Origin of the sequence: Roseateles noduli, from assembly GCF_050626985.1 — a bacterium.
Classification (GTDB): Bacteria; Pseudomonadota; Gammaproteobacteria; order Burkholderiales; family Burkholderiaceae_C; genus Roseateles; species Roseateles noduli_A.
Genome location: NZ_CP192463.1, coordinates 4,406,533 through 4,425,552, shown reverse-complemented (window position 1 = coordinate 4,425,552; position 19,020 = coordinate 4,406,533). Strand labels below are relative to the sequence as shown.

The 19,020-nt window shown below is 70.8% G+C and carries 11 protein-coding genes; 3 read left to right on the top strand and 8 right to left on the bottom strand.

What is annotated here, in order from left to right:
- Window positions 1-278: 278 nt before the first annotated feature.
- Together ACQ4L4_RS19245 and ACQ4L4_RS19240 are read left to right on the top strand one after the other, a co-directional pair.
- The gene (locus tag ACQ4L4_RS19245; protein WP_431100510.1) at window positions 279-1,661 is read left to right on the top strand and encodes a hypothetical protein; all 1,383 of its coding nucleotides are present in this window, start codon (window positions 279-281) and stop codon (window positions 1,659-1,661) included.
- 130 nt (window positions 1,662-1,791) lie between these two features.
- Complete coding sequence (locus ACQ4L4_RS19240) at window positions 1,792-3,186, top strand: hypothetical protein (protein WP_431100509.1); 1,395 nt, start codon at window positions 1,792-1,794, stop codon at window positions 3,184-3,186.
- A 60-nt stretch (window positions 3,187-3,246) separates the two neighbouring features.
- Here ACQ4L4_RS19240 and ACQ4L4_RS19235 read toward each other — a convergent pair whose 3' ends face one another.
- From ACQ4L4_RS19235 to ACQ4L4_RS19200, 8 genes are all read right to left on the bottom strand, one after another.
- Entirely contained in the window at window positions 3,247-4,236 is a 990-nt protein-coding gene (locus ACQ4L4_RS19235; RefSeq protein ID WP_431100508.1) for an HD domain-containing phosphohydrolase, read from the bottom strand.
- 4 nt (window positions 4,237-4,240) lie between these two features.
- The gene (locus ACQ4L4_RS19230) at window positions 4,241-7,324 is read right to left on the bottom strand and encodes an MHYT domain-containing protein (RefSeq protein WP_431100507.1); all 3,084 of its coding nucleotides are present in this window, start codon (window positions 7,322-7,324) and stop codon (window positions 4,241-4,243) included.
- A 164-nt stretch (window positions 7,325-7,488) separates the two neighbouring features.
- The gene (locus ACQ4L4_RS19225) at window positions 7,489-8,271 is read right to left on the bottom strand and encodes a MetQ/NlpA family ABC transporter substrate-binding protein (RefSeq protein ID WP_431100506.1); all 783 of its coding nucleotides are present in this window, start codon (window positions 8,269-8,271) and stop codon (window positions 7,489-7,491) included.
- An 88-nt stretch (window positions 8,272-8,359) separates the two neighbouring features.
- Entirely contained in the window at window positions 8,360-9,049 is a 690-nt protein-coding gene (locus tag ACQ4L4_RS19220) for a methionine ABC transporter permease (protein WP_431100505.1), read from the bottom strand.
- Entirely contained in the window at window positions 9,046-10,053 is a 1,008-nt protein-coding gene (locus ACQ4L4_RS19215) for a methionine ABC transporter ATP-binding protein (protein ID WP_431100504.1), read from the bottom strand. Before ACQ4L4_RS19215 ends, ACQ4L4_RS19220 begins: the two co-directional genes overlap by 4 nt.
- Before the next feature lie 334 nt (window positions 10,054-10,387).
- Window positions 10,388-10,975: a hypothetical protein gene (locus ACQ4L4_RS19210; protein WP_431100503.1), complete on the bottom strand. Its 588-nt coding sequence runs from the start codon at window positions 10,973-10,975 to the stop codon at window positions 10,388-10,390.
- A gap of 89 nt (window positions 10,976-11,064) precedes the next feature.
- Window positions 11,065-11,961 carry a carbon-nitrogen hydrolase family protein gene (locus ACQ4L4_RS19205; RefSeq protein WP_431100502.1) on the bottom strand — a complete coding sequence of 299 codons (897 nt, stop codon included), beginning with the start codon at window positions 11,959-11,961 and terminating at the stop codon, window positions 11,065-11,067.
- Window positions 11,958-16,166 (bottom strand): YhdP family protein, encoded by a 4,209-nt coding sequence (locus tag ACQ4L4_RS19200; RefSeq protein ID WP_431100501.1) that lies wholly within the window; start codon window positions 16,164-16,166, stop codon window positions 11,958-11,960. The genes ACQ4L4_RS19205 and ACQ4L4_RS19200 overlap by 4 nt, the downstream gene beginning before the upstream one ends.
- A 73-nt stretch (window positions 16,167-16,239) precedes the next feature.
- Between ACQ4L4_RS19200 and glnE the strand changes: the two genes are divergently transcribed.
- Window positions 16,240-19,008, top strand: a complete 2,769-nt coding sequence (glnE, locus tag ACQ4L4_RS19195; protein ID WP_431100500.1) for a bifunctional [glutamate--ammonia ligase]-adenylyl-L-tyrosine phosphorylase/[glutamate--ammonia-ligase] adenylyltransferase — start codon at window positions 16,240-16,242, stop codon at window positions 19,006-19,008.
- Window positions 19,009-19,020 lie beyond the last annotated feature (12 nt).

Genomic DNA, 19,020 nt, shown 5'->3' with positions numbered 1-19,020 from the left:
TTCCGGCCCCGCGCGCATCGGGCCGACGCGACTGGGGATTGCGAGCATCACCTTGTGGGGGCGGGTCATAACCGCCGCGGGACAGGACGGGGGATCACGTCGGGCGGACGCCGGACCGTCGCATCCGTCGCGCGCACGACATCGGCACACCTGGGGCCGGCGGGCCCGATGCCGGGCAGTCGAGGGCCGAGCTGCCCCTGCTCGCGGTCATTGAGCCGCGAGGGCGGTCTTCGAAGAATGGCCTGGCCCTTCCTGTCGTCGAAGGGCTGGAGACCGTCATGTCGATCCTTTCCCGCTGCCGAGGGCCCGCCGGCCCGATGTCCCACGCCAGGCGCCCCCGCATCCGCCGCGGACGCGGTCCGTGGATGCTCGGCGCCCTGCTGGGCACGATCCTCGCCGCCGAGGCGGCCGCGGACGCACCGCGGCGTCCCGCGCCGTCCGCGACGCTCTACCAGGTGCCCGTGTGGGTGCTGGGGCGGGATCATTGCTCCGCGACGCAGATCTCGCCGCGCGTGGCGTTGACCACCTACGCCTGCGCCGTCGGCGCGTTGTCCCCCGCGGGCGATGGACGCGTCCAGCTCATGCAGCGCGTCAACCGGCGGCCGTTGAGCGGACGCCTCATCGAGGACCGCCTGCTGCGCAACGCGCCTCCGGCAGGATTGCAACTGATCCTGCTGGACGAACCCCCGTCCTGGGAGCCGCTGGGCACCACCGGCGCGCCGATCCCGAGCTATCGGCGCGAGCGGGAACTGCTCCGAGACCCGGCCGCGCCCAGCCCCGCCCGGTGGGAGGGCACGCGCCTCTATGCCTACGGACCCACGCCGACGCGGGTCGATCGCACCGACACGCCCATGTTCATCCGGAGTTATCACGGCGTGACGGGCTCGGGCCTGCGATTCGGCGATGAGATCCACCTGCCGCTGACCTACCGCTCGCTGGACTTCCACCGGCGGACGGAGCCGGAGCGTTTTGCCTCCGCCCCCGGGCGAGTCGCCGCCGGCACGGACGTCCTCGGCGAGGACGTGACAGCGGCCTTGGGCGGCCGCGACGACGTGTCGCGCGCCGACCGCTGGCTGATCCCGCTGGTCGGAACGGCGACGGACGGCATCACCCGCTCCGACCGCCCGATGCCCTTGCCCGGTCAACCGGCCGTGCTCGACGCGCCCTTCCTCGGCGCCAACCAGGGCGCCGGCCTGATGGCGACGCGCGCCTCGCCCGAGGACGAGTACTACCGGCCAGGTGCGCTCGTGGGGCTTCTGGCCGCACCGGGCACCTTGCATCTCCGTCTGGCCCTGCATTGGCCGGAGGTGCACCGGGTGATGCTGGCTCAGGGACTGCAGGCCGATGCCGCGCATCTGGCGCGGCAGGTCCTGGATGCGAAGCCGCCGGAGAACGGCAATGCCGAAAGCGGAGCGCCGGGCGACATCTTCGAGAGCGAGGATTCCCGGACCGGCGTGACGAGCTTCTATCGACTGAAGGCGCGGATCCCGGACGGGTCCTCCTGGTGGTTGCCCAGGACCGGGAACGACAGCGATCCGTGGTGGGAGCCGCTCGGCACCGCGCTGCCGACGCGTTGGCATGTCCTGGGCTGGCGCGCGCCGCAGTCGGGCCGGGCGCCGGAAGTCGACGACATGCCGGCCGAGGATCCCGCCGTGCCATGACCTCGACCGGGAGGAGACCTGACCCCGGTCGATCGACGCGGGTCGCGGTCCGGCTCAAGCGCATTGGGCCGGCGCGGCCGACTTCGAAGAATGGCCAGACCCTTCCTGGGTGGAAGGGGTGGAGTGCCTCATGAATGATCGTCTCTCCCGGCCCTGTCGTGGCCTGGCCCGCTGGCTGCTCGCGATGCTGCCGCTGATCGGCGCGGGCGGCGTCGGCGCCAGCGTCACCACCGGCGTCAACAGCGGCGCCCGCATCGAGATGCCGCCCGCCTGGCTGCTCAGCAACATGCATTGCTCGGCGACGCTCATCACGCCGCGCGTCGCACTGACGGCGCAGCGTTGCGTCGAGGGCTGGTCCCACCACAGCTTCCGTCACCGCGGGACGGATCAATGGCAGACGGGCGTGGCGGTGACGTATCCCCGCCGGCTCGGGCCGCTGGGCGATGTGGCACTCGTCCTGTTCGACGCGCCGTTCGACGCGCCGTTCGGCGGCGGCATGCCGACCACGGTGCCCCTTCCCAGCTATCGCCTCGAGCAGCGGCTGCTCTCCGATCCTTTGCCGATGACCGGCGAACGCATCAGGACGACCCTGGCAATCTACGGCCAGGATCACGATCCTGGCGGCGTCTGGACCTCCGCGCGTCGCAGGACGACGTATGTGGCCGACACCGAGATGCCCCTCATCCATCGTTCCTTTGCCGGGATCCGCGCCTGGAGGACCTCGGATGACCTCTACCGGCACTTCTTCTTCCCCTACAGCTACTTCTGGCAGTCGGCGGCCGCCGGCCTCCATGCGTCGCTCTATGAGACGCCCGCCGGTCAGGGCGGGCTGGCGTTCAGCGACAGCGACACGGACGACCTGATCGTGGGCCTCACCGGGCACACGGCCGGCTGGGGCCGGTTCGCGGTGTCGCCCATCGATGCCGGCGACCGGGGCGGCGCCATCCTCGCGACCCGGCAGGTCGGTGAATGGCTGGTGAGCACCGTCTCCGGCACGGTCGTCCATCCGCGGCTGAGCGCCTATTGGCCTTGGGTCTACAGGACGCTGATGGCCCGGGCGATGCGCGACGACGCGGTGCAGCTGGCGAGGCAGGTGCTGGGCACCGGCCGCTGGGGCGACAACGATCAGCGCGGCACCCTCGGCGACATCCATGTCTACGAGAACCCGTACAACGGCGATGTCGAGTTCTTCCGGCTGGCGGCGCTCGACGGCGATGGACGCTACGGGTACTTCTCCACCAGCAAGACGGACAACCTCCACTGGGAATACCTCGGGACGGATCTGCCGGACAAGCTGCAGGCGACGACGCCGGTGCATGCCTGGGGCGAGAACGATTTCCGGGGCACCCTCGGCGAGGTCTTCATCCATGCCAACCCGTACTCGAATCGCGTCGAGTATTTCCGGTTGAAGGCGCTGGACAGCGGTCAGCGCTACTGGCTGCTGCCGAGGGACGCCGGCGACACGTTCTGGTGGACCTATCTCGGCACCGATCTGCCGACGCGCACGCTCAAGTTCGTCGAGTGATCGTGACGTCCCGCGGCGATCCCGCGCGGCGCCGGCGCAGGCGCAGGCCCAGTCGCCGGGTCAACTTTCGAGGAAGCGCTCCCGCACTTCCAGCACCTGCGGCAGCACGCTGATGAAGAGCTCGACCAGCGCCGGGTCGAAGTGCCGGCCGGCCTGCGCGCGCAGGTGCTCGACCGCGCGCTCGATCGGCCACGCCGGCTTGTAGGGCCGGATGCTGGTCAGCGCGTCGAAGACGTCGGCGATGGCGACGATGCGGGCCTCCTGCGGAATCGCCTCGCCAGCCAGTCCTTCCGGATAACCGCTGCCGTCCCACTTCTCGTGGTGCGTCAGCGCGATGCGGCGCGCCAGGCCCAGCAGCCCGGTCGTCTGGTCGCCGAGGATCTCGGCGCCGATGGCCGGGTGGCGGCGCATCACCGTCCACTCGGCCTCGGTCAGCGGACCCGCCTTCTGCAGGATCGCGTCCGGAATGCCGAGCTTGCCGACGTCGTGCATCGGCGCGGCGTGCAGCAGATCGTCGGCCTCCTGGTCGGTCCAGCCCGCGGCCAGCGCCAGCAGGTGGGCGAAATGGCTCATGCGGACGACGTGCCAGCCGGTTTCGTTGTCCTTGTATTCCGCCGCGCGGCCCAGCCGCTGCACGATCTGCAGCCGCGTCTCGCGCAGCTCGTCGGCGCGCACCAGCGACAGGTGCGTGCGCACCCGCGCGCGCACGACCGGGGGGCTCACCGGCTTGGCGATGTAGTCCACCGCGCCGGCCTCGAAGCCCTCGGTCTCGTCGCTCGAATCGGCCAGCGCGGTGACGAAGATCACCGGCGTGCGCTTCGTCGCCGGCTGCGACTTCAGCACCCGGCAGACGTCGAGGCCGGACAGGCCCGGCATCATGATGTCCAGGAGGATGAGCTGCGGGGACTCGCTCTTCGCGAGCTCCAGCGCCTTCTGCCCGTCGCGCGCGAACAGCAGCCGGTAGTCGTCCTGCAGCACGTGGCGCAGCACCTGCAGGTTGGCCGGCTCGTCGTCGACGAGCAGCAGCTTGGGGCGGTGATCGGCGATCACGGCGTCATCCTCGCGCGCCCGAGGCCGCCGACGAGGCCGCGCTCAGCTGCCTGCGCAGCGACTGCAGCAGCAGCACGGCCGCGTCGAAGTCGAAGTCGTCCAGCGCCCGCGCCAGCGGCGCGATGCGCTCGGCGCCGAAGGCAGCACGCAGCGCGGCCAGCGATTCGTCGTCGAGCTCGCTGCGCTTGAGCGCCGCCGCCAGCCGGTCGATCAGCGTCTTCTTCTCGCGGATCTCCTGCGCCACGGCGACCGCCGCGGCCGACGGCTCCGCCATCGGCATCGGCGCGCTCGCGGCGAAGCCCGACGGCGTGCCGTCCAGCTCCACGATCGCGTCCAGCGTGTGCTGCAGCGCCATCGCCAGCGTGTCGACGAGCGCCATCAGGTCTTCCTGCCGGCCCAGCCGCAGCGCCGATTCGACCGGCTGCGCCGCGGCGAGCAGTTCCGGCATCGCCAGACTGCCGGCCACGCCGCGCCAGCGGTGCACCAGCCCGCGCATCTCGATCCATTGCCGGCCGTGCGTCAGCTGATGCAGCCGCGCGACGCCGTCGCGCTGCTCCTCGGCGAAGCGGCGCAGGCCGCGCTGCCACGCGGTCACGCTGCCCCACAGCCGAAGGCCCTGCTGCCAGTCCAGCGGACCCGCCATCGCGCCCGCGATGCGGGCATCGATCGCATGGCGCGTCGTCGGCACCGGACCGGCCAGGGCCGGCGAGCGGCCCGGCGTCAGGCCCAGCACACGGGCGATCTCGGCGAACAGCCGCGCCGGGTCCAGCGGCTTGACCGCGAAGCCGTCCATGCCGGCGGCCAGCGCCGCCTGGCGGTCTTCTTCCAGCACGCTCGCGGTCAGCGCGACGACCGGCGTGTGGCCGCGACCCTGCGCATGCTCGAAGTTGCGGATCCGGCGCGTCGCGCCCAGCCCGTCCAGCCCCGGCATGTGGACGTCCATCAGCACCGCGTCGAAGCGTTCGTCGGAGAAGGCCTTCAGCGCCTGCAGCCCGTCCGAGGCCAGCGTGACCTGATGGCCCTCGCGGCCCAGGATGATCTGCAGCAGCTCGCCGTTCTGCGCCACGTCGTCCGCCACCAGCAGGCGCAGCGGCGGCAGCGTCACGGCCGCCTCGGTCGCGTCGGACTCGGCGCGCGCGGCATCGCCCGCCGGCAGCGGCAGCCAGACGTGGAAGGTGCTGCCCTGGTCGACTTCGCTCTCGACGGTGATGCGGCCGCCCATGCGCTCGACCAGCTGGCGCGAGATCGTCGTGCCCAGCCCGGTGCCGCCGAAGCGGCGTGTCGTCGAGGCGTCGGCCTGCGCGAAGGCGTCGAAGATCCGGTCCAGCCGGTCGGCGGCGATGCCGATGCCGGTGTCGATGACGGCCAGATGGATCTGTCCGCCCTCCTGGCGCATGCGCAGCGTCACCACGCCCCGCTCGGTGAACTTGATGGCGTTGCCGACCAGGTTCAGCAGCACCTGCTGCACGCGCAGCGGGTCGCCCTTGAAGAAGCGCGGCTCGGCGCCCGGATAGTCGAGGTGCAGCGCCAGGTTCTTGCGTTGCGCCAGCAGCCGCAGCGAGTCCAGCGCCTGCTCGCAGACGGTGCGCAGCGAGAAGTCCACGACCTCCAGTTCCATCGCGCCCTTGTCGAGTTTGGCGGTGTCCAGGATGTCGTTGAGCAGCGACAGCAGCGAACGCGCGGAGCCCCGCACCGTCGTCAGATGGCGGCGCTGCGAGTCCGTCAGCGTGGTGTCCAGCAGCAGCTCGGTGAAGCCGAGGATGGCGTTCATCGGCGTGCGGATCTCATGGCTCATGTTGGCCAGGAAGGCGCTCTTGGCCGCGGCGGCGGATTCGGCGCGTTCCTTGGCTTCCTCGAGCTGGCGCTGCAGGCGCTTGGGTTCGGTGATGTCGAGGATCACCCCGTCGATCCACTGCGCCGCGCCGCGGGCGTCGCGTACCGCGCGACCGCGCTCGGACACCCAGCGTTCGCCGGCCTCGCGGGTGTGGACGCGATACTCGATCGAATACGGCGCATCGGCGGCCACCGCGGTCTCGACCGATGCGTTCACGCGCTCCTGGTCGTGGCGGTGGATCAAGGCGGCGAAATGCTGCCGGCCCTCCAGGAAGTCCTGCGCGGGCCAGCCGGTCAGTTCCTCGACGGCGTCGTTGATCAGCAGCATCGACCAGTTCTCGTCCATGCGGCAGCGGAAGGTCACGCCCGGGCTGTTGGCGATGACGGTGCGGTACTTGGTCTCGCTGTCGCGCAATGCCTGCTCCATCGTGAGCATGCGACGGCGCTCGTCCATCAGGTCGGTGTTGAGCCGGCGCAGCGCCAGCAGGCCGTTGGCGCCGGCGGTGATGGCGCTGATGGCCAGCGCCATCACGGTCACGGCCAGGGCCAGCCAGCCCGCGTTCGCGACGCTGGTGTTGCAGGGGCCGTCGCCCAGCCCGACGAAGCGCGCCGCGCCCATCGCCGTGTAATGCATGCCGGCGATCGCGCAGCCCATCACCAGGCCGCCCAGCGCGATCGCCCAGTGGCGGTGGATCCGGCCGGCCAGGCCGAAACGGATCCACAGCGCCAGCATCGCCAGCAGCACCGCCACGACGATGGAAGCGGCGAACCAGAGGGGGTCGTAGCGCAGCGCGAGGGACATCTCCATCGCCGCCATGCCGGTGTAATGCATCGTGCCGATGCCGGCGCCCACCAGCACGCCGCCGACGACCAGCCGCCAGCCGTCGAGCTGGTGACGGGCCAGCAAGGCCAGCGCGACCCAGGACGCGATCACCGCCGGCACCATCGAGATCGCGGTGATGTGGGCGTCGAAGGCGACCTGCGCGCACAGTTCGAACGCCAGCATGCCGATGAAGTGCATCGACCAGATGCCGCCGCCCAGCGCCAGCGCGCCGGTGGCCAGGATGGCCTGGCGGCGCCAGCCCTTGGCCGGCTTGGCCACGCCCGCGACCTGCAGCGCCAGCGCCGAGGTCAGCGAGGCGACGACCAGCGACAGCAGCACCAGCGGCCAGTCGTAGCGGCCGGTGAGCAGCAGCGTCGGGGCGCCGTCGCGGAACAGGAAGAACTGCGGCAGGACCGCGAGGAGGTCGGACACGGAGGGGGCAGGTCGTGCGCTCGCGCGAGCGCACGACCCGGGCATGGGAGGAGAGCGCCATGGTGCCAAGAAGCGGCGTTCGTCATACGGCACAAATGCGCGACTACTCGCCCGCAAATGCAAACGCCCCGCGAATGCGGGGCGTTTAGCGGAGCGTCCGGAGATCAGAACGCGGGGACGACCGCGCCCTTGTACTGCGTCTGGATGAAGCGCTTGACCGCCTCGGTCTGCAGCGCGGTAGCCAGCTTCTTCACGGCCGGGGCGTTCTGGTTGTCGTCACGCGTGACCAGCCAGTTGGCGTAGGGCGACTCGCCGCCCTCGATCGCCAGCGCGTCCTTGGACGGATTCAGCTTCGCTTCCAGCGCGTAGTTCGTGTTGATCAGCGCCAGGTCGACCTGCGGCAGGATGCGCGGCAGCGTGGCGGCCTCGATCTCGCGGAACTTCAGCTTCTTCGGGTTGTCGGCGATGTCCTTGGTCGTGGACAGGATGTTGGCCTTGTCCTTGAGCTTGATCACGCCGGCCTTGTCCAGCAGCAGCAGCGCGCGGCCGCCGTTGGTCGGGTCGTTGGGAATGGCGACGGTGCCGCCCTCGGGCAGCGCGGCCAGGGTCTTGTGCTTGGTCGAGTAGGCGCCGAAGGGCTCCACATGCACCGCGGCGACGGCGACCAGGTGCGTGCCCTTGCCCTTGTTGAACTCGTTCAGGTAGGGCTTGTGCTGGAAGAAGTTGGCGTCCAGGCGCTTCTCGGCGACCTGCACGTTGGGCTGGACGTAGTCGGTGAAGACCTTGACCTCGAGTTCCACGCCCTGCCTGGCCAGCTCGGGCTTGACGAGGTTCAGGATCTCGGCGTGCGGCACCGCGGTGGCGGCGACGGTCAGCTTCTCGGCGGCGGCGGTGCCGGCGGCCGCCAGGGACAGGGCCGCGACGGCGGCGGTGAACAGCTTCTTCATGGGTAGAACTCCTCTGAGGGAACGGTGCCGCGCGCCTGCTTGGGGCGCCCGGCGATGGAAGGGGGAGGCGGGGTGCGGGTAGACGTGACTAGCGATGGGAGACGCGGGTCACCAGCCAGTCGCCGAACATCTGCAGCAGTTGCACGAGCACCAGCAGCAGCACGACGGTCACGACCATGACCTCGGTCTGGAAGCGCTGGTAGCCGAAGCGGATGGCCAGGTCGCCCAGGCCGCCGCCGCCGATGACGCCGGACATCGCCGTGTAGCCGACCAGCGTGATGGCGGTGACGGTGAGCGCGGAGACGAGACCGGGCAGCGCCTCGGGCAGCAGGCCCTGCCACACGATCTGGCGCGTGCTGGCGCCCATCGCGAGACCGGCCTCGACGATGCCGCGGTCGACGCCGCGCAGCGCGGTCTCGACCAGGCGTGCCAGGAAGGGCGTCGCACCGACGACCAGCGGCGGGATGGCGCCGGCCACGCCGAGCGAGGTGCCGGTGACCAGCAGCGTGAACGGGATCAGCACGATCAGCAGGATCACGAAGGGCAGCGAACGCAGCACGTTCACGACGAAGGACAGCAGCGTGTACACCTTCGGCGAGGACACCAGCCGGTCGCGGTCGAACAGGTAGAGCGCGATGCCCAGCGGCAGGCCGAGCAGCGCGGTGAACAGCAGCGAGCCGCCGAGCATCAGCAGCGTGTCGCCGCCGGCGGCGGCGATCTCGGGCCAGTCGATGGCCTTCAGCGTGTCGAACAGGGAGGGGGGGGTGGCGAGGCTCATGCGCGCAGCTCCTCGACCTGCACTCCGCGCTCGGCCAGCAACTGGCGCGCGGCCGCGTGGTCGCCGCCGCTGACGGCGATCGTCAGCTGCCCGTACGGTTGCTTCTTGATCCGGTCGATGCGGCCGGCCAGGATGCCGAAGTCCAGATTCGCGTGACGGGCGACTTCGCCCAGCAGGGGCTCGTAGGTGCGTTCTCCGAAGAAGGTCAGCCGCCAGAGACGGCCCGCGACATGCGCGTAGTCGTCGCGCTGCTCGCCTTCGTCGACGTGTTCCGCGGCGAGGACGAAGCGCTTCGCGGTGCCCGAGCGCGGATGCAGGAAGACCTGCGCCACGGGACCCTGTTCGACGATGCGGCCGCCCTCGAGCACCGCGACCCGGTCGCAGACGCGGCGGACCACGTCCATCTCATGCGTGATCAGGACGATGCTGAGCTTCAGCTCGTCGTTGAGCTCGGCCAGCAGGTCCAGGATCGAGCGCGTGGTTTCGGGGTCGAGCGCGCTGGTGGCCTCGTCGCACAGCAGCACCTGCGGGTCCAGCGCCAGCGCGCGGGCGATGCCGACGCGCTGCTTCTGTCCGCCCGACAACTGCGCGGGGTACTTGTCGGCCTGGTCGGCGAGACCGACCCGGGTCAGAAGCGCCTGAACCCGCGGGGCGATGCGGGCAGCGTCCCAGCCGGCGATGCGCAGCGGCCAGGCGACGTTCTGCGCCACCGTGCGCGAGCTCAGCAGATTGAAGTGCTGGAAGATCATCGCGATCTTCTGCCGGGCCGCACGCAGGCCGGCAGCGTCCAGCGCCTGCAGGTCCTGGCCGGCCACGACCACGCGGCCACTGTCCGGCCGCTCCAGCAGGTTGATCACCCGCAGCAGCGTGCTCTTGCCAGCGCCCGACGCGCCGATGATCCCGAACACCTCGCCCGATTCGATCTTCAGATCCACGCCCTGGAGCGCCAGAACGCGGCGACCTTCGACGTCATACGATTTGTGCAGGTTTTGGAGTTCGATCACGGAAAAATGAAGGACGCTAGCGGCAGGTGACACCCGTTGCCGTCGTGCGCCTCTCTTTGGGGCGGAAACCGTGATGCTTAGGGATTACCCGACGTTTGGCAAGCAATCAATGCTTATATGCATATGCCGGGGTGGGGATTCTGCTGAATTCGTATAACGGGAAGGGAGCTTTCAGCGTCCAGGCCCGGGGGCTGTTTCGGTGTCGGACGAATTTCCTTCGGCGGTTCGGGCGTTGGCCGCCGAGGCATGGGGCCCCGGACGCAAGGTCCGAAACCCCACGCCTCACCGTCCCCAACCACTTCCGTACTTCCCCGGTTTTGCTACCGAGGACTGCCTACGTTGGAAGAGCGAGGGAGGCGAGCTCGCGGATCAGGTCCGCAATGTTGTTGCGTAGCGCGGACTCCGTGGCGATGCGCAGCTGCTCGCTCGGGTTCAGGCTGTCGTCGATGCCGGCCTTCTGCGTCGTGCGCAGCGTCCGCTGATAGAGCACCTTGCCGCCGCCAGCGGCACGTTCCGTCAGTGTGTAGCGGACGGAGAGGGCGACCTCGGGCAGCACCGGCACGTTCGGTTGCGCGAGCGCCAGCACTTCGACCTGCAGCTGGTAGCGGCCGGTGTCGGGAACGTCCGGCATCAGCCCCAGGCGTCGCAGCGACTCCTGGTAGGTCTGGTTCAAGGTCATCGCGTTGATGCGGCTGCCCCACCACATCGAGGTCTCCTGACCGCCGGTGACCGGCAGCAGGTCGATGTTGCGCCGCAGTTGCGGACTGATCCACGAACGCAGCTGCAACGACTCCATGTCGGTCAGCGAGGACTCCAGCGGCCGCGCCGGCGTGCCGCATCCCGCCAGCAGCGCGCAGGCGCACGCCGCGGCAGCCAGTTGGGCCAGCGCGGAACGAAGAGGAGCGGGGCGACGGTCGATCATGCCGGGCATCTTGCCTCCGCAAAGCGGGCGTCGATCGCCTGAAGTGGACCGCTTTCGGGGCTCAGTGTCCGAGGCTCGGCGTTCGGCGCTCAGAGCCGCCGATGCTGCAGCGCCGGCAGTTGCTCGCGCACCTGCGCGATGCGCGCCGGATCGATCCTGGCCACCGCCAGGCCTTCGCCTTCGGGCACGCAGGCCAGGACCTCGCCCCAGGGGTCGACGATCATGCTGTGGCCCCACGTGCGGCGGCCGTTCTCATGCGTGCCGCCCTGCGCCGCGGCGATGACGTAGGCCTGGTTCTCGACCGCGCGGGCGCGCAGGAGCAGCTCCCAATGCGCCTGTCCGGTCGTGAAGGTGAAGGCCGCCGGGACGCTGATGAGGTCGAGCGGCCGCTCGCCGCCGAAGCTCATCGCGCGGTACAGCTCCGGGAAGCGCAGGTCGTAGCAGATGGAGAGCCCCACGCGCAGCGTCGGTCCGTCGGGGATCGCCACGTCGACGGTCACCGGCGCCTCGCCGGCCTCCAGCACGCGGGCCTCGTCGTAGCGCTCGCGGCCGTTGTCGTAGCAGAACAGGTGGAGCTTGTCGTAGCGCGCCGTCAGTGAGCCGTCCGGCGCGAAGACGCAGGTGGTGTTGCGCACCCGCTCCGCCGGTACCGGCGCGCCGTCGATGGCCATCGGCAGCGTGCCGCCGAGGATCCACACGCCGTGCTCGCGCGCCGCGCGGCTGAGCGCGCCCTGGATGGGCGCGTCGACGTCGCCGGGCCGCTCGGCGAAGGGCAGCTTGTCGGTGTCCTTGTGGCCCATCAGGCAGAAGTACTCGGGCAGCGACACCAGCGCGGCGCCTTGCCGGGCGGCCTCGCCGATCCAGTGGCGGGCGCGCTCGAGGTTCTCCTCCAGCCGGGTGCCGGCCACCATCTGGATCGCGGCGACGGTGACCGGGGCGGCGGCGCGCGGCCCGGCGCTGGGGGAGGCGGTGGATGGCGTGCTCATGGGGCGGTCTCTCCTTGCGGGGCGGCCGTGCTGTTGTAGCTGCCCTGCGGCTGGGCGCGGCGCGGCAATTGCTCGATGCGGGGATCGGACCAGGTGCCGGTGACGCGGAATTCCTCGCTGCTGGCCGCGGCCAGCGGCTTGCGCAGCAGCCACTGCGCCAGGAAGGCGCCCAGCCCGATCGCGGGGTTCACCGCCGCATAGGCGAGCGCGGCGCCGCCGGCATTGATCTCGGGCAGCACCAGCACGTGCAGGTCCTGGGTCTCGGCGGCAAGGTCCGCGCTGCCTTCCATCAGCACCGCGGCCTGCAGGCCCTTCATGCGCAGGTTGTCGCTGCGGGCCACGCCCTTGCCGATGCGGATGTCGCCGGTGACGTTGTCGAAGGCGAAGCCCTCCGAGAACACGTCGCGGAAGTCCAGCATCAGCCGCCGCGGGATGGACTGGAGGCTCAGCACGCCCAGCAGTCGCCCGACGCCGGGCTCCGCCTTGAGGAACTGGCCCTTCTCCATCGCGACGCTCAACTGGCCACTCATGCTCGCGTAGTCCGGCGAGAGCGGCGAACCCTGCCAGGCCACCTGGCCGGTCAGTTCGCCCTTGCCGCCGCGCAACACCTGGCCCTGGCCGAGGCGCTCCATCAGCTTGCCGGCGTCCGCGACGTCCAGCTTCCAGTCGAGCTCCGTGCGGCGCAGCGCCTGGCCGGGTTCCGGCGCCCACTTGCCGGACGCGCTCAGCGTCGCGTCCGGGCTCTTGAGCACGAGCCGCCCGAGGCGCCAGTCCCGCGCGTCGCTCTGCTGCTGGGCATCGATTTCCAGCCGGCCCAGCCGCTTGCCGCGGAGCTCGAAGTCCTCGACGACGATGTCCAGCGTCGGCACCGACTTGGGCTGCTTGTCGAGCAACTGCTCGACGCCGTCGACGTCGCTGCGGGGCACGGACAGCCGGGACAGCCGCGCATAGACGCGGCCCGGCTGGTTGGGTTTCGCGGCCCGCACCTCGATCAGGCCGCTGAGCTGCTGCGCGTCCATCGAGACCCGCCAGCCCGCGCCGGCGTCGTGCGAGATGCCGGCGGTGACGGCGTTCAGCGTGCGACCCGCCACCTGCAGCGTCTGCGCCTTCAGCGTCAGCTGTGACGGCGCGTACCCGCCGTCGGCCATGCCGTCGGTCGCGCTGTCGAGCGCCGTGCCTTCCTTCCCGCCCGTCAGCCCCGGCAGCGCGGTCTGCCAGGCGTCGGCGTTGAACTGGTCGAAGGTGGCGCGGGCGACGACGCCCTGCGCCGGCAGCTCGGGCAACTTCTCGCGCACGGAGACGGCGCCGCGCAGGACCTTCGCCTCGTGCGTCGTCACGTCGCGCTGGTAGAGCGCCTGCACCGGGCCGGCCTCGACGCGCAGCTCCTCGCGCTGCGTGCCGGCCGGCGCCGCGATCGCCCGCGTGGCGATGCGCAGGGGCCAGGTCTCGTCGGCGGACTTGTGCATCGGCGCCGGCAGGTTGACCGCGATGCCCTGCATCGGACTGGTGACGGCAACTTCCGTCTGCCCGCTCTTGAGCACGCCCAGCTCGAAGCGCAACGAGGTCTGTCCCGTCATCACCGACGCGACCTGTTGCAGCCCCAGTTCGGGCGCGTTGCGCAGCGCCTCGGCCGTGACCGTGCCCAGCGCCGCGAAGCGCATCGAGCCGTCGGGCAGGCTGCCGCCCTCGAACGTGGCGTCGCCGCCCAGCACGCGCGCCTGCCCGCCGCGGATCTGCAGCCCCTTCTGGTCGAAGCTCACCAGCGCCTTCGCCTGGCCGAGCAACGGGGTGTCGGGCCGGATGCGCACGTCGTTGCCCGTCAGCGTGACCAGGCCCTTCACCGTCGTGTCGTCGATGTGCATCAACGGCAGCCGCAGGTTGAGCTTCAGCGCCATCGGGCCGGTGGCGGTCGCGTTGTCCAGCACGTGGCTGGTCAGCGCCGCGACCGGCGAGTTCTTCACGTAGCGCAGACCGTCGACCAGCGCGCCGCGCGCCTGGCCGTCGATTTCCAGGACGGGCGCGTGGTGGTACAGGTCGGGGATCGATCCCTGGACGTTGAACAGCTCCACGCCCATCAGCTTCGTCTTGGCGTTGCGGATGCTCATGGCGGCGCGGTCGAAGATCAGCTCGGCGTCCAGCTGTTCCATCGCCGGCCACGGGGACTGGAAGGCCGGGTGCTCGTCGTCGGCCGGGTGGCTGGGCACATAGGCCAGCGTCAGGTTGCGGACCTGCCCGGACACGCGGAACTGGCCCTTGCTGCGCGGCGCGTCGAAGGGGAAGTCGAGCAGGTCGCCCTGCAGCCGCACCTGGATCTTGTGGACGGTGCCGTCGCGGATCGCGTCGCGGACATACCGTCGCGCCTCGTGGCCCATCGACGCGGGCAGGTAGCGCAGCACCCGCGGCGCGCTGATCTCGTCGATGCGGCCGGTCAGGTCGAGCTTGCCCGCGTCGTGCGGACGCTTGCCGTCACCGCTCTGCCAGGTGCCGTCGATCTCCGCGCGCAGGTCGTCGTTGGCGATCCGGACGCCGTTGAACTGCACCGACCAGCGCGTGCGGGGCTCGTCGGGGGCCGAGGCCGCGGTCGAGATGGAGGCCGCCGCGAGCGGGCTGACCGCAGGCTTCGCGGGCGTCGGCAGCACTGTGGCAAGGGCCGGCGCGCGCTTGCCGCCGACGGGCGCCGGACGCTGCGCCTGCCAGCGCAGGGTCGCCTGCGCCTGCTTCAGCGGCAGGGACGGCTCTTCGAAGACGCCAGGCAATGTCACTTCGCCGTTGTTGATCGCCAGCGTGGCGCTGCCGCCCTGCTCGTTGGCGTCGAACTGGAGGTCGGCGCCGCTGACGCCGGGCCGGCCGGTCGGCGGCGAGGAGCCCGGGTCCGCGGGTGCTTCCGGCGCCGCGGCCGTCAGGTGCAGGCCCTGCAGCTGCCCCTTGGCGCGGTAGCTGCGCGGCGCGTCGAGCGTGCCTTCCCAGTGGAGCTGCAGCGCGTTGAGCAGGCCGCCGGGTTTCATGTCGGCGATCAGCTGGCGTTGCGACTCGGCCAGCGGCAGCCGGGCCAGGATCTGTGCCCCGAGGGTCAGGTCCAGCTGCTGCGCCTGGAAGTCGCCTCCGGTCAGCGCCCCGGTCTTGGGGTCGCGTTTCACGTCCAGCAGCCAGTCCGAGCGCGGCCAGTCGAGGCCGTCGCCCGCCTGGAAGCCGAGCCCCTTGGCCTCCAGCGACAGCGATTGCGGCGTCTGCTTGAGCACCAGCCGGCCGCCGATCTTGGCCAGCGCGAGCTCCGGCAGTCCCGGCGCGACGCGCAGCTTCACCGCGCGCAGGCCCATGTCCAGCGTCAGGCTGCGCGGCTCGCCGCGATCCACTTCCAGCCAGGCGCGCAGCGCGCCGTCGCCTTCGTTGAGCTCGAAAGGCAGGTCCACGTAGCGGCGCAGCTCGCTGACGTCGGTACGCGGCAGGTGGCCGAAGAGCTGCCCGCTCCAGCGCTGCACCGCGCCGGGCCGGTCCAGCAGCGACTGGGTGAATTCGCCGCGCAGCGTGAAGCGCTCGCCCCAGCCGGCCGGCGGTGTCGCATCCAGCCGCAGCCGGTGGCGCCGCAGGCCGTTGCGCAGCACCAGGTTCAGGTCGAAGAGCTCCAGCGGCGGCGCCGCGCGCAGCTCGTCGACCCAGCGGATGCGGCCGTGCAGGATGACGAATTCATGCTGCTCGAAGAACCAGTCGGCGGCGTCGTCGGAGGCCTGCGTGTCGGACGGACCGTCGACGCTGAGTCCGGCGACGAAGACGCGGCCCTTGGCATCGCGACGCAGCAGCAGCTCGGGGCTGTCCAGCAGCAGCTGGGAGAAACGCAGTTCGAGGGCCAGCAGCGAGCGCGGCGACAGCGCGGCGCTGACGCGCGGCAGGTGCAGGGCTTCGTGGCCGGCGGCGTCGGTGATCCGGACGTCGCGCAGGTCCAGCGTGGGGATCCAGCCCGAGGATTTGGCGCTGATGGCGCCGATCTTCACAGGTACCCCCAATGCCTGGGTGGCTTGCTTTTCGAGCTCGGGTCGCCAGTCGTCGATGTGGGGCAGAATCGCCCAGTGCAATGCCAGCCAGGCCGCGATCAGCAGGGAGAAAACCCCTGCCGAAGCCAGACCGAGCCAGAGGGCGCAACGTGCCCACCAGCGTCGTTTCGCGACCGCGGAACCGGAGTCAGGACTGGTGGCGGCGGACGAAGACATGTAAGGGTGGACGGCGGTCGCCGAATCTAGCACAGCCATTCCGGCCATGAGCCAGCGAGAGCATTCTTTACCGATGGATTCAGTTGCCTCGGCAACCTCGGACCCGGCAGGCGCCACGACGCCCGCCGCGTCCGCGGACCACAGCCGTTTCGTTCAGCGCATCCGCCGCCGTTACGCGGCTGAATTGCCGTTGCTGCCGCCCGGGCTGCCGGACGACGTCACGATGCGTGCCGTCGTGGACCGGCTCCGGCAAGCCGGGCGCCCGCTGCCCGCCGCGCTGCGCGTGATGCGCCAGTTGGTGATGGAACGGCTGGCCGTGCTCGACGTCGAGCAGGGCGCGCCGATGACCGACGTGACGCAGGCGATGACGCACCTGGCGGAGGTGACGCTGGACATCGGCGTCGTGGCCTGCCGCGCCGAACTCGACGCCCAGTACGGCGCGCCACGCGACGCCGCCGGCCAGGACATCGACTTCTGGGTCGTCGGCATGGGCAAGCTCGGCGGGCGCGAGCTCAACGTGTCCTCCGACATCGACCTGATCTATGTCTACGAGGAAGACGGCCAGACGGAAGGCAACGGCGCCGGCGGCCAGAAGATCTCCGCGCACGAATACTTCGCCCAGCTGTCGCGACGGCTGTCGACGCTGATTGGCGACGTGACCGAGGACGGTCAGGTCTTCCGCGTCGACCTCGCGCTGCGGCCGAACGGCAATTCCGGCCCCCCCGCCGTCAGCATGGCGATGCTGGAGGAGTACTTCCTCGTCCAGGGCCGCGAATGGGAGCGCTTCGCGTGGTTGAAGAGCCGCATCGTCGCGCCGCGCGAGAGCGTCAAGAGCGGCCGCGCGATGCAGCTGCGCAGCCTGGTGACGCCCTTCGTCTACCGGCGTTATCTGGACTACGGCGTCTTCGAAGGCCTGCGGCAGCTGCACCGCAAGATCCGCGACGAGGCCCAGCGACGCGCCGCCGGACGGCCCGAGCGGGCCAACGACGTCAAGCTGTCGCGCGGCGGCATCCGCGAGATCGAGTTCATCGTCCAGCTGCTGCAGGTGGTGCGCGGCGGGCAGTTCCCGGAGATCCGCACCCGTTCGACGTTGAAGGCGCTGACGCGGCTGGCCGCGCGCGGCCTGATGAAGCCCGAGACCGCCACGGCGCTGGCCCAGGGCTACGACTTCCTGCGGCGCGTCGAGCACCGCATCCAGTACCTGGACGACCAGCAGACCCACTGCCTGCCCGCGGCCGACGAGGACATCGGCTGGATCGCGCGCAGCCTGAGCCTGACCTGCAACAGCCACGCCTGTCCGCTGCTGGACAAGCTGATGGAGGTGCGGGAGCTGGTGGCGACCGAGTTCGACGCGCTGCTGCACGACGGCGTCGCGCCGGGCGGCAAGGGCAATTGCAGGAACGGCATGTGCGGCGGGCCGCCGCTGCCGATCGACAGCGAGGAATTCCTCGACAAGCTGCCTGCCGAACTGGCGGGCAATGTGCGCCGCTGGGCCCAGCAGCCGCGCGTGCAAAGCCTGCGCGAGGAATCCCGGCTGCGGCTGGCCAAGCTGGTCGGGCGCGCGGCGCAGGCGGTGCGCCAGGGCGAGTGCACGATGGACGCGGCACAGCGCTTCGTCGACTGGATCGAACCGCTGCTGCGCCGCGAGAGCTACCTGGCGCTGCTGGTCGAGCGGCCCCCCGTGCAAGGCCGGCTGCTGCGCCTGCTGGGACTGGCGCGCTGGCCGATGCGCTACCTGATGCAGCATCCCGGCGTGATCGATGAGCTGGCCGACGCGCGACTGCTGAACGAGCGCTTCGACGGGCCGGCCTTCATCCAGGACCTGCAGGCGCGTCACGACGCCTGGGCCGAACACGGCGAGGCGAGCGAGGATGCGCTGCTCGACAGCGTGCGCCGCGCGCATCACGCCGAGGTCTTCCGCACGCTGGTGCGGGACGTGGAAGGGCAGATCAGCGTCGAGCAGGTCGCCGACGAGCTGTCGCTGCTGGCCGATGCCACGCTGCAATGCGTGCTCGCCTGGGCCTGGGACCGGCTCAAGCAGAAGCACCGTCCGGCACCGCGCCTGGCGGTCATCGCCTACGGCAAGCTCGGCGGCAAGGAACTGGGCTACGGCAGCGACCTGGATCTGGTCTTCCTCTTCGACGACGAGGACGACAACGCGGCCGAGATCTACGGCGCCTTCATCCGCAAGCTGATCACCTGGTTGACGATCCGCACCGCGGCGGGCGAGCTCTTCGACATCGACACGGCGCTGCGGCCCAACGGGAACTCGGGGCTGCTGGTGACCTCGCTGTCCTCGTTCGAGAACTACCAGGGCGGGCGCGGCAGCAACACGGCGTGGACCTGGGAACACCAGGCGATCACGCGCGCGCGTTTCTGCGCCGGCGACGCGTCGCTGGCCGAGCGTTTCGAGGCCACGCGCCGTGCGGTGCTGACCGCGCCGCGCGATCCGGCGGCGCTGCGCGAGGAGGTCGTCGCGATGCGCGAGAAGCTGCGCGCGGCTCGGACCGTGCGTGCCGGCTTCTTCGACGTCAAGCACAGCCCGGGCGGCATGGTCGACGCCGAATTCGCGTTGCAGTACCTGATCCTGGCGCACTCCGCGCAACACCCGGAACTGCTGGCCAACGCCGGCAACATCGCGCTGCTGCAGCGCGCCGAGTCGTTCGGACTGCTGCCCGCCGACGTGGGCCGCGCAGCCGCGGACGCGTACCGCGAGCTGCGTCGCGTGCAACACCGGGCGCGGCTGAACGAGCAGTCGACCTCGCTCGACGGCGAGGCCGCCGAGGCGCTTGCGCCGCAGCGCGACGCGGTGCTGGCGCTCTGGCGGGCCGTCTTCGGCTGAGTCGCGGAGCGG